The 11678-nt window shown below is 40.2% G+C and carries 10 protein-coding genes; 3 read left to right on the forward strand and 7 right to left on the reverse strand.

Annotated features, from left to right (window positions below; translation table 11 throughout):
* Positions 1-58 precede the first annotated feature (58 nt).
* On the forward strand, positions 59-1411 hold the full coding sequence (locus tag H561_RS0108035) for a DEAD/DEAH box helicase (RefSeq protein ID WP_027386530.1): 1353 nt from the start codon (positions 59-61) through the stop codon (positions 1409-1411).
* 47 nt (positions 1412-1458) lie between these two features.
* Here H561_RS0108035 and H561_RS0108040 read toward each other — a convergent pair whose 3' ends face one another.
* The 6 genes from H561_RS0108040 to H561_RS0108075 form a co-directional block, all read right to left on the reverse strand.
* Positions 1459-2430, reverse strand: coding sequence for a tetratricopeptide repeat protein (locus tag H561_RS0108040; protein ID WP_027386531.1), 972 nt, complete (start codon positions 2428-2430; stop codon positions 1459-1461).
* 8 nt (positions 2431-2438) lie between these two features.
* Positions 2439-3095: a GDSL-type esterase/lipase family protein gene (locus H561_RS0108045; RefSeq protein ID WP_027386532.1), complete on the reverse strand. Its 657-nt coding sequence runs from the start codon at positions 3093-3095 to the stop codon at positions 2439-2441.
* A gap of 71 nt (positions 3096-3166) precedes the next feature.
* A complete protein-coding gene (locus H561_RS0108050; RefSeq protein WP_027386533.1) occupies positions 3167-3628 on the reverse strand; it encodes a lipocalin-like domain-containing protein in 462 nt (153 codons plus the stop codon).
* A 374-nt stretch (positions 3629-4002) separates the two neighbouring features.
* Entirely contained in the window at positions 4003-5166 is a 1164-nt protein-coding gene (locus H561_RS0108065; RefSeq protein ID WP_027386534.1) for an iron-containing alcohol dehydrogenase, read from the reverse strand.
* 255 nt (positions 5167-5421) lie between these two features.
* Entirely contained in the window at positions 5422-6027 is a 606-nt protein-coding gene (locus tag H561_RS0108070; protein WP_027386535.1) for a hypothetical protein, read from the reverse strand.
* A gap of 19 nt (positions 6028-6046) precedes the next feature.
* Positions 6047-6451, reverse strand: coding sequence for a putative periplasmic lipoprotein (locus H561_RS0108075; RefSeq protein WP_027386536.1), 405 nt, complete (start codon positions 6449-6451; stop codon positions 6047-6049).
* 246 nt (positions 6452-6697) lie between these two features.
* On the opposite strand from H561_RS0108075, the gene H561_RS0108080 reads away from it, so the two are divergent.
* Positions 6698-9232, forward strand: coding sequence for a phosphoenolpyruvate carboxylase (locus H561_RS0108080; protein WP_027386537.1), 2535 nt, complete (start codon positions 6698-6700; stop codon positions 9230-9232).
* A gap of 9 nt (positions 9233-9241) precedes the next feature.
* On the forward strand, positions 9242-9979 hold the full coding sequence (locus H561_RS0108085) for a hypothetical protein (RefSeq protein WP_027386538.1): 738 nt from the start codon (positions 9242-9244) through the stop codon (positions 9977-9979).
* A gap of 44 nt (positions 9980-10023) precedes the next feature.
* On the opposite strand, the gene H561_RS0108090 is transcribed toward H561_RS0108085, so the two are convergent.
* On the reverse strand, positions 10024-11634 hold the full coding sequence (locus H561_RS0108090) for a S8/S53 family peptidase (RefSeq protein ID WP_027386539.1): 1611 nt from the start codon (positions 11632-11634) through the stop codon (positions 10024-10026).
* Positions 11635-11678: the final 44 nt, after the last annotated feature.

The raw sequence follows: 11678 nt of genomic DNA on the forward strand, positions 1-11678 counted from the left end.
TTATGTTTATACCTCACATGCGCATAATTGCAAAAAATTAATTGCTTATCTTTGCAAAATGGATAAACTCACTTTTGCAGATTTTGACCTGCCTGTTAAAATTCTTGATGTTTTAGCAGATTTAGAATTGTTTGAGCCGACACCGATTCAGGAAAAAAGTATAGGCCCTATACTTTCCGGAAGGGATGTGATGGGAATTGCACAGACCGGTACCGGAAAAACATTAGCTTATCTTTTACCTGTCCTAAAAACCTGGAAGTACAACAAAAACGGGAATCCAACGATTGTTGTTTTGGTTCCGACCAGGGAATTGGTGGTTCAGGTAACGGAAATTGTCGAGAAGTTAACAGAGAATATTACTGCAAGAGTTATCGGGATTTATGGAGGAAAAAACATTAATACCCAAAAACTTTTATTTAATAACGGATGTGATATTTTAGTAGGCACACCGGGAAGGATTATGGATCTTGCCATTGATAACGCCATTTCACTGAAAGAGGTTCAGAAGCTGATTATCGACGAATTTGATGAGATGCTCAACTTAGGTTTCAGGCCGCAGCTGACCCATATTTTTGAAATGATGAGAGATAAGAGGCAGAATATACTTTTTTCAGCCACCATGACAGATGCTGTGGATGAAATGCTGGATCAGTATTTTGCAGGCCCGATTGAAATTTCCCTGGCAAAATCCGGTACGCCGCTTGAAAAAATTGAACAGACGGCCTATAAGGTAGAAAACTTTAATACCAAGATTAATCTTCTTGAATATTTGCTGAAAACCAATGCAGAGATGTCCAAAGTTTTGATTTTCACAAACAATAAAAAGAATTCAGATCTTTTATTTACGAAAATCAGTGAGCTTTTCCCTGATCAGTTTGATGTGATCCACTCCAATAAATCCCAGAACTACAGGCTCAAAGCCATGAAAAGTTTTGAGAAAGAACAGATCAGAGGCCTGATTACAACAGATGTTATGGCGAGAGGTCTGGATATTTCAGATATTACCCATGTCATCAACTTTGAAACCCCCGATATTCCGGAACAGTATATCCACAGGATCGGTAGAACGGGTAGGGCAGATAAAAACGGAATAGCCATCACGTTTGTGACCAAGAAAGAAGAACCTTTGATTCTTGATATCGAACTCCTGATGGATAAAGAATTAACCTTCATTGATTTCCCTGCGGAAGTGAAGGTAAACCCTAAGAAGATCGCTTCTGAAGAAGAACTGGTGATCATGAAAAATCCGGTACAGGTGAAACTATATGATGGCGGAGGTGCTTTCCATGAGAAAAAGGACAAAAACAAAAAAGAAAACTGGGGCGGCCCTTCAAAAAGAAAAGAACCTAAAAAATTCGGAGCCAACAGAGCGCAGCAAAAAGCAATCTCGAAATCTAAAAAGAAGAAATAATTATCATACAGAACAAAAAACTCCCGGTTTAATACCGGGAGTTTTTGTTATTTAAAAACAATTTTATTTTTTTGTAAAATTTCTTTGAACTTATCTGCTTTGCCGTCATCTTTCATTTTTTTGTAAATGTAACCGATTATGGTTTGAGCATCAGTTCGATAGGGTGATTTTTGATCAGTATAAATATTATATGCCTTTGCTATATAATCTAGAGCTTTCTCATTGTCTTTTAGATAGTCGTAATAAATCTGTCCGATTCCGTAATATACCTCTGCATCACCCGGATGTACTTTATCAAGGTTTAGATAGGAATTGATTGCTTTTTGATATTCCTTCTTATAAATATAGGCATAAGCGATATTTTGAAGAGGCATTTTACCTTTAGGATCAATTTCAAGAGATTTGTTATAAGCAGCTATTGCATTATCATATTCCCCGATGCGTCTGTAGCAGAGTCCCATATTGTCCCAGGCATAGATGAAATTCTGATCTTTTTCCACTGCAGATTTATAGTTTTTAATTGCTTCTCTCCAATCTTCTTTTTTGGAAGCTTCAATGGCTTTATTATAAAAATCAATGGCTTCTGAATTTTTAGACATTAAATCACTCTTGCTTTCTGCTGAATTTACTAAGCGTTTAAGCCTTGAACAATTTTGCATTAAATAATTTTCAATTTTATTATAAGCTTTCTTGTAATCGTCTGATTGTGGATTTGAATTAATAGTGATGTCAGCTTTTTTACCTTTGATATTTCCATTTTCAATATCAGCGCTTGTTTTTTCTATAGCATTTGCCATGGAGTAGGTAAATACATTCTTATCAATACATGAACTAATCTCACGATTTACCGAATCTTTGATTTTATTGTATCCGTTAATAGAATCAATACATTTACAGGATTCTTCAGAAAGCTCTTTCAGAATTTGTTGGGCCGATGCCAGTCCGTCTTTCTTATTCTGTGTAAAAAATACAGAGCAAATGAAAATAGGAATTAAAATGATTATTCGTTTTTTTATCATGGTTAAAATTATTTCATATAAGGAACCATGACCGAAGTCCAGAGCTGATATCCTTCCGGTGTCATGTGGAGCATGTCTTCCACAAAAAGATCTTTTCTTATTTTCCCGTCAGCACCCCGCATGATTTCTGTAATATCGATGAAGGCTGAATTAGGCTGCTTTTTCATAAAAGCGGCTATCTTTTTATTGGCCTCTTTCATCTGTGGCCAGAGTTTTTCGCGGCTCGGAGAATACTTGATGGAAATGTAGTCTACTTCAATTTTCGGAAATCGGGATCTGATTTTTTTATACAATGTTTTAAACCGTTCAACCACGACACCGGCCTTAAGCTTGTCATCATCTGCGAAATCGTTTTCCCCGCAATACACGATAATCTGCTTGGGCTGGTAAGGATTTAAGAGATCATCGGCATAATCATTAAGATCGGTTAATCTTGAGCCTCCGAAACCTCTGTTGATGATGGTTTTATCCGGAAAGTAATCGTTAACATCAGTCCATTTGGTAAAGGATGAGCTTCCGATCAAGAGAATGGCATTTTTCGGCGGCGGCGTTTCGCGGTCGGTTTTTTTGAAATTCTGGATGTCCTGCCAGAACATCGGTTTTTTTTCCTGTGAAAAGAAAAGGGCAAAGGTCAGCAATAGAAATGCGGTTAACGTCTTCTTCATTTTTAACAATCTGGTTTTATATTAAAATTCTTTTCCATAAAAAACTCCCGGAAAATTTCGGGAGTCTGATGTTATCTTTTGTATGAGATATACGTTGCATCTACAATTTCATCTCCGTCTTCATCAATGTTTCCGAACATCTGCTTCAGTCTCATCTCAGAACTTGTGAGAATGACCACTTTGTATTTCCTGGAGCTGTCATTGTTGTATTTAATGGTCAGTTCCTTGGTCTCGGCATTGTAATCATACGTTCCTTCTGTTTTAGCACTGAGCTGGCAATCTGTACCGGTTCCGGAATAAGCTGAATACGCTGCATAATAATCTGTTCTGTATTCAGTAATATTTTTTGCAGAGCAGCCTGTAGGAACAGAAGTCCCAATTACCGTTTTATCGTCTTTTCCGGAAACAACTTCTGTTTTGGTGGTTTTCCACTCACCTTTCATCATATCCAATTCATAACCCTGGATATCATCATCTTCACAAGAAGTAAGTGCTAATGCTGAAAAGGCAAATAAGAGTAACTGTTTTTTCATTTTCAAAATTTAATAATATGCTAAAATATAAATAAATTTGAAATATCAATAATGAAATCCTGCTTTTTTAAACCCACGATTGCAGAAAAGATAAATTTAAACGGATGAAAGGAAGAAGGAAGCTGAAAATTTCAAAACAGGTTTCAACATTAGTCCTGAACTTTATGAAAATTTCTACAGTTTATCTTTAGTTCCATTCCCACTAAGTTTTAAGTCTCATTGATTCAAATTTACACCAAAATCCATTTCACGCCCGCCCATCATCTGCGGGAATCCATTCTTTGAAATAAGTTTAAACATGCCCTTGTCTGCATGAAAAATATTTTCAGATAAGGACTTCCGGCAGGCATACTCCTTCACAGCTTCCTGTTTTATTAGTAGCTCATCTCTACAATCTTACGGGCGTCTTTCGGAGTCAGTGTTTTATGTTCACCGAGGCCCAGCCAGTTTCTTTCCGTAAACGCTTTTTCAATCCGTTCGGCGGTTCCTTTATAATCTTCCGTGTACTCTGAAAGTTTCGTCTGGATATGAAGACTGTGGAAAAATTCTTCTAATTTTTTAATTCCGAGTTCTGCTTTTTCTTCTACAGAACCGTCCTTAATGTCCCATACTCTCTCGGCATACTGGGCAAGCTTCTCTTTTTTGGATTCAAAGTTATAGCGATAATGGGACGGAGCAATAACCGCCAGGGTTCTGGCATGGTCAATTCCGAAATAGGCGGTCAGTTCATGTCCCATAGCATGGACTGCCCAGTCCGTAACCACGCCTTTCTGGATCAATCCGTTCAAAGCCATGGTGCAGCACCACATAAAGTTCCCGGCTGCATCATAATCAAAATCACCGCCCATGACCTTCGGTGCCGTTTCCTGAATGCTGATCAGGATGCTTTCTGCAATCCTCTCCTGAAGATCAGCTGAAGACGTGGTGGTCATATATTGTTCCAGTACGTGGGTATAGGCGTCCGTCAGTCCGTTGACGATCTGCCGTTCAGGAATGCTTCTTACCACTTCGGGATCAAGTACTGAAAATTGAGGGAACAGTCCCGGGCCTCCCGAAGACAGCTTCTCATTCGTTTCCCTTCTGGAAATTACGTAGCCCGAATTCATCTCGGAACCTGTTGCCGGTAAAGTAAGGATGCTTCCGAAAGGCATGCCTTCGCCTTCAAAAGTCCGTACCGGTTTCTTTAAAATTTCCCAAGGCTCACCATCGTAATTGGCTGCTGCGGATAAGAACTTCGTACCGTCGATAACCGAACCGCCGCCGACCGCCAAAAGGAAGGTGATGTTTTTTTCTCTGATAAAATCCAGCGCAGTGATAAGGACTTCATATTCAGGATTCGCAGGTACGCCTCCAAATTCATAAAATTCACGGTCTATTAAGGCTTCTTTCACCTGGTCATAGACTCCGTTGTTTTTGATACTACCGCCACCGTAAATCAGTAATATTCTGGCATCTTCCGGAATTTCTTTTGAGATTTTAGCAATCTCACCTTTTCCGAAAAGTATTTTTGTTGGATTTTTAAACTCGAAATTAAGCATTGTTTTAAATTTATTTTAACCCAAATGTACGGAATAGCCCATGAAAACAGCGTTAAAGAAGTTTTAAAATTCTAATGACGGACTTTAATAAAAACTATTATATCTGAACATGGAAATAAAGCGGATGACTGTGTTCATTAAAGAGCATAAATCCAGTGAAAAATAACACTAGCTATTATTATGCAGGAATATAAACTATAATGTTACAATCAATCTTTATCCCGACAAAATTATTGAAGTTGTCAGGATCTCATCTTACTCTGCAATACAATCTTCACTTGTAAAATAAATCCCATTGCTTTTAAAATCCGGTTTCCCGTTTTTTCTATTGATCTTAATTAGAAAAGATTCTCTGGTCAGCGGGCAGCTTTTTGTTTTTGAAACGTACAAAGAAATATACCGGTCATCTATTTTATAGGAACTCCCCAGTCTGTTGGTTGCGTCAACGCTGAAACCATAGGTATTGGCAATTAAAACAGCTTCCGGCAGATTATCCACGGATCCGATAAAGTCCCTTAACCGCTGTTCGGTTGAAAAATATATAGACCGGCCGTTTTCACAGGCCATAAGATAGGAAAAGCAGTCTTCGCCCAGGCATTTCCGGAAGAATCCTTTTTCCGGTGCCGGATCATTCAATGTCATGTACTGTGGCATCTGGCTTTCATAGATCACTGCCAGATCAGGATCAGGGTTATTTCTAAGTACAGACCAGTATTCGTATCTGCTGTCCGGGATGATGAAAGGATGGAGGAGCTCGGGATTGTCAAGGATTTCCGGAATCTTTTTAAAATCTCGGGAAACCTCATTTTGAGATAGTAATAAACCGGATGTCAGAAAAAAAATGATTGAAATAATTTTCATACGTTGATGGTCCTGAATCCTATTTCAGTATAATTTTATAGTAGCCCTGTTCTTCTTTTACATCAATGCCTACCCCTGTAAACGTCAGTTTATTAATCTGGTAACCGTCACAGCCTCCCTTAAATTCGGATGACTGGATTGAAAAATCAAAAATTTTCACATTAGAATAAAATTTGTAGTTTTTTATTCCGTTATAGGCGCCTACATTTTCTAAAATGACCATATCTTGATCAGTCTTTGTCAATTGTACTCCAACTTGGCTTTCATCCTGAATTGAATATGCGGTAAGCGTACCGTTAGTAATCAGGTTTTCATCATCAGCATTAACGAACTTGAAAACAATCGGCTGCGGGGCATTATAACAGTCGTCGCCACAGGCAGTGAACAGGAAAGCCATGACGAAAAAGATGAAGGTTTTTTTCATTGCCGTTGATTTATAATTGTAAGATGCAATTTAAACATAAAAATAAAAACTATTGAAATTAATAAATCAACGATTACATATAATTTATTTATAAATAATTTGCAGATTTATCATGTTCTGAATTTGATCTATAGCCGGAACCCTGTCAGCGTTGACGGATGTTTAAAAGGGTTTGTTTAAAATAAATTACTTATTTTTAAAATAAAAACTGAATTATATCAAACCGAAATCCCCTACATTTGTTATATGAGACACGACCGACGCGCAGAAAAATTCAGACAGATCGTGGAAAATAAATTCCAGATCTACAATTCATTGTTTATGAGCCTGCCTTATGATAAAATGACCAACATCGGGATGCTGCTTCCGTTTCTTTACGAAGAAAGCAAAGCCGGCTACGAAGCAGGAAAGACCCCGGAAGAAATCGTAGAAGAATTTTTTCATAACCATACCCATCTCCAGACGGAAGAACAGAAGCTTGAACTGCTTTTTAAGATCATCCAGTATATCGAGCGGCAGGTAGTCCTTTTTGACAGTATTGAAGATGCGGCCTTCCCAAGCCTGCACTCGGAAAGCGACAAAGGAATGGTAACCAATCTGTACGAACGTTCGTTGCAGGATCATAAACTCGAAAAAGTACGTGAAAAACTGAAGGATTTTGCCGTTAAAATTGTTTTTACGGCACACCCTACCCAGTTTTATCCCAACTCCGTACAGAGAATCCTGCATGATCTCAGAAATGCGATTACCAAAGATTCGGTAACGGATATTGATATGCTTCTGCAGCAATTGGGGAAAACCCCTTTTGTCAACAAAGAAAAGCCGACGCCTATTGATGAAGCCATGAGCATCATCTATTATCTGAGGTATGTATATTATGATACCATCGGGGAACTTTTTACCAAGATCAAATCAACTTTCGGAAATGATCATTTCCATCTGCATGAAGACCTGATCCAGCTGGGATTCTGGCCCGGAGGCGACCGCGACGGGAACCCTTTTGTCACTGCGGACGTTACCAGAAGAGTAGCGGAAGAACTGCATTCCGCAATTTTAAAAGCCTATTACAATAATCTCAAATCTGTACGGAGAAGGCTCAGTTTCAGAGGCGTTTCAGAGGTTTTGGGAAAATTGAGCAATGAACTGTATGCTGCCATTTTCAGAAATGAAAAGATCATGGCAGAAGATATTATCAGAAGAATTGATGAAGCAGAAAAAATCGTGGTGGAGCAGCATAATTCATTGTTCCTGGATCTGCTGACCGATTTCAGGGACAGGGTAAAGATTTTCGGGACCCATTTTGCGACATTGGATGTCCGTCAGGACAGCAGGATTCATCAGACGGTTATTGATGAAGTTTTTGCTAAAATATCCGGAAATTCTGAAGCTTCCTATGAAGAAAAATTTAATCAGCTGATTCAGGCCTCAGAAACCGTTGATCCGGAAGATTTCGAAGATATTGTTAAAGATACTTTGCTTACCGTTACGCAGATATCACAAATCCAGCAGCTGAACGGCATAAGAGGAATGAACCGCTATATAATTTCCAATTCTGATGCGGTGAAAGACGTCATGAATGTCTATGCATTCTTCAAAATTTGCGGGTACCGGGATGAAGAAATCAATATGGATATCGTTCCGCTTTTTGAAACCATGGAAGGTTTGGCCCATGCTGAAAAAGTAATGAGCGACCTGTACCAAAATCCGGTATATCAGAAACATCTGGCAGGAAGGGGAAACCAGCAGACCATTATGCTGGGCTTTTCAGACGGAACGAAAGACGGCGGATACCTGAAAGCCAACTGGGAGATTTATAAAGCCAAGGAACTTCTTACCGCGCTTTCTGAACAGAACGGGGTTAAAGTGATCTTTTTTGACGGCAGAGGCGGGCCGCCGGCCAGAGGCGGCGGGAAAACCCATGATTTTTATGCTTCGCAGGGAAGCACGATTGCCAATAATAAAATTGAATTAACGATCCAGGGCCAGACCATTACCAGTATTTTCGGGAACAAAGAACAGGCGAAATATAATTTTGAACAGCTTCTGACAGCCGGTGTGGAAAATGATGTCTTTAAAAATGCCAAAAAAGATTTAACGGAACAAGAACGGGCGCTCATGATAGAGTTGTCCGATATCAGCTATCAGAAATATTCGGATCTGAAAGCGCATCCTATGTTTGTACCGTACCTTCAGGAAATGAGCACGCTGGAATATTACGGAAAAACCAATATCGGCAGCCGGCCGTCAAAAAGAGGCGGCGGAAATGAACTGAAATTTGAAGACCTGAGGGCAATTCCGTTTGTAGGATCCTGGGCACAGCTGAAACAGAATGTCCCCGGGTTTTTCGGTTTCGGATTTGCGATGCAGCAGCTGAAGGAACAGGGAAGGTTTGATGAGGTAAGAGCTTTATATAAAGGCTCCGATTTCTTCAGGACACTGGTACTCAACTCCATGATGAGCATGAACAAGACTTATTTCCCGCTGACCTATTACATTAAAAACAATCCGAAATTTGGTCCGTTCTGGACTGTTTTATTTGACGAATACCGGCTTTCCAAGGAAATCATGCTGGAACTGACCGGTTTTACCATGCTCCAGGAGGAAGATGCCTTATCAAGGAAATCCGTGAAAATCCGTGAGAAGATCGTACTGCCGCTGCTGAGTATCCAGCAGTATGCTCTGATGAAAATCCAGAAAGGGGAAGGGAACAAGGAAGCCTATGAAAAGCTGGTGATGCGCTCCCTCTTCGGGAATATCAATGCAAGCAGGAATTCAGCTTAAAATTTAAATATGAGGATACCTGTTTTAATAATTGCCCTGATGTTTTCAGCAGGCTGTAAAGAATCCAAAAAGGATCAGCTGCCGCCTGCTGCCAGAAACGAAGCGTTGTCTATCGAAAAAGCAGCAGATGACCACCTGCAGACTGAAGAGAAGAAAAAGCCGGCAGATTTCCTGCCGAAAAGATTTGTGCTTTTTGACGAAGTGCAGGGCGACCTGAATAACGACGGAATGGATGATGATATCCTGATCATCAAAGGGACGGAAAAAGGTAAAGTCATTGCAGATGAAACGCGAGGGAAATTAGACCGCAATCGCAGAGGGATTATTGTTCTTCTTAAAACCAGGGATAATAGTTACAAATTGGTTGTTGAGAATAAAAGCTGTTTTTCCTCAGAAAATGAAGAAGGCGGTACGTATTATGCTCCTGAACTGGAGGTATACGCAGAAAAAGGAAATTTATTTGTTCACTATGCACACGGCAGATACGGCTACTGGATGTATACTTTCCAGTACAGGAATTCTGATTTCCAACTGATAGGCTATGATTCCAGCGATAATTTCTGCCCGGTGATCAACAGCGAGACGAGTATCAATTTCCTGACTGGTAAAAAACAGTTCAGGGAAAATACAAATAAAGGTGCGGACAGCGGGGAAGAGGTGTTTAAAGAAACCTGGAGTAAAATTAAAGTTCAGAAACCTGTTGTGTTATCTGAAATCAAGGACTTCGATGAACTTGACCTGACGTAAATAAAATAAACAAAGCCTCTCGTATATGAGAGGCTTTGTTTATTTTATTCCTTTATCATTTTTTCATAAAAGATTTTATCTTTGGTCAGGATTTTAATGTAGTAAATGCCTTTTGGGAAATCTTCAACCTTCACCGATTTCTGATGATCAACTTTCGTAATCAGCCTTCCGAGGTTGTCATAGAATTCCAAGGACAGTACTTCTTTTTCCGTTGCAATGTTCAGGATGTCTTTAACAGGATTGGGGAAAATGCTCAGCTGTTTAACCTGAACCGTTTCCGAAGTATTGAGTACCATATTGTAAAAGCTTCCGAAATTCAGGATCCCATAACCCATCTGATCGGTATGGTTCGGGTACAGAGATGCCGTCTGCCTTAACCGGTCTCTCACAGCATCCCTGTTCATGGCGGAAAATGCCTGAAGTAAACAGGCAATGCCTCCTGCAGCGATCGGTGTGGCAATGGATGTCCCGTTCACCGATATTGTTGAGTTGTTATTTACGGTAGTTGTATTGCTTCCCCGTGTACTTGCATCAGGCTTTACCACACCTGAAGCATTGGGGCCATAGGATGAAAAATCTGAAGAAACCCCTGCTGCATCTACAGAACCGATGGTAAATACTTTTGCATTATCTGCCGGGGTCAGAATATAATGCCATGGCTGGGCACCTGAGTTTCCAGCCGCAAATAATGTAAAGATCCCTTTACTGACGGCGATTTCAGCTCCTCTTGCGATAAAGGAAGTAGTCCCGTTCAGTTGAGCATAGGTATAGTTATATTTCGGGTCATCGAAAGTGGCATAGCCCAGTGAAGTAGTGATAAGGTCGACCCCTTTCCGGTCAGCCTCTTCAGCGGCTTCAATCCAGTACAGTTCTTCTTCCGGGATTTCCACCGCTGCATTTTCGCTCCGGTACAGGTAAAAATCAGCATCCGGCGCGGCACCGACAAAGGTATCCTGAATATATCCTCCGATGGCACCTAAAACCACAGAGCCATGGTTGCTGATCGAAGTATTGTAAATATCAGTTCCTTTATTTACAAAATCATATCCGCCTTTGATATGTCCGTTGGTCCATAATCTTGAAAAGGCAGAACCGTTATCGACATAGGGGAATCCGGCATCGATCACTGCAATGGTTACGCCTGTCCCGGTGTAACCCGCGAGGTGGAGCGGCCTGATATTGACCTGGTCGATCTGCCCGGAACCCGAACCGTAATCAAATGTCGTTAAAGCTTTATTCGCGGAACCATCACCAACAGCTTCCCATTTATTAACATTTTTATATTTGGGAATGCCGGCCGCATTTTTAGCAAAACTCTCTACCGACTGCACATACGTTTGAGCCTGAAGAGCAGCTATCTGGGCAGGTGTGGCATTTACCGCAACTCCGTTCAGCCATTTTGAATAATCGGTTACGTTAAAACCCAGAGTCTGGATATTCTGTATGTACGACTGTTCAATCGGGGCGTCCTGATCATTGAGGGCAATGCCGAGTGTCGTCCTCCGGTTCAGGGATTTCTGGGAGAGTTCAGAAAGGGGATTGGCATAGAAAGCCGCCTTATTCGGCTTGTCTTTGAAAAACACAAAAACGAGTGATGTCTGCGCAAAACTTACCGTGTAACCTGCTAAAAGACAAAAAAGTAAAGTTTTTTTCATATCTTTATTTTGTATAAAGATAAAACAAAATCAATAAAATTTTT

The organism is Chryseobacterium gregarium DSM 19109 (genome assembly GCF_000430845.1).
Lineage (GTDB): Bacteria > Bacteroidota > Bacteroidia > Flavobacteriales > Weeksellaceae > Chryseobacterium > Chryseobacterium gregarium.

Bases quoted from the DNA above. Each gene is read 5' to 3' on its own strand.
- H561_RS0108035 (WP_027386530.1), top strand. From the start codon at position 59: ATGGATAAACTCACTTTTGCAGATTTTGACCTGCCTGTTAAAATTCTT.
- H561_RS0108040 (WP_027386531.1), bottom strand. From the start codon at position 2,430: ATGATAAAAAAACGAATAATCATTTTAATTCCTATTTTCATTTGCTCT.
- H561_RS0108045 (WP_027386532.1), bottom strand. From the start codon at position 3,095: ATGAAGAAGACGTTAACCGCATTTCTATTGCTGACCTTTGCCCTTTTC.
- H561_RS0108050 (WP_027386533.1), bottom strand. From the start codon at position 3,628: ATGAAAAAACAGTTACTCTTATTTGCCTTTTCAGCATTAGCACTTACT.
- H561_RS0108065 (WP_027386534.1), bottom strand. From the start codon at position 5,166: ATGCTTAATTTCGAGTTTAAAAATCCAACAAAAATACTTTTCGGAAAA.
- H561_RS0108070 (WP_027386535.1), bottom strand. From the start codon at position 6,027: ATGAAAATTATTTCAATCATTTTTTTTCTGACATCCGGTTTATTACTA.
- H561_RS0108075 (WP_027386536.1), bottom strand. From the start codon at position 6,451: ATGAAAAAAACCTTCATCTTTTTCGTCATGGCTTTCCTGTTCACTGCC.
- H561_RS0108080 (WP_027386537.1), top strand. From the start codon at position 6,698: ATGAGACACGACCGACGCGCAGAAAAATTCAGACAGATCGTGGAAAAT.
- H561_RS0108085 (WP_027386538.1), top strand. From the start codon at position 9,242: ATGAGGATACCTGTTTTAATAATTGCCCTGATGTTTTCAGCAGGCTGT.
- H561_RS0108090 (WP_027386539.1), bottom strand. From the start codon at position 11,634: ATGAAAAAAACTTTACTTTTTTGTCTTTTAGCAGGTTACACGGTAAGT.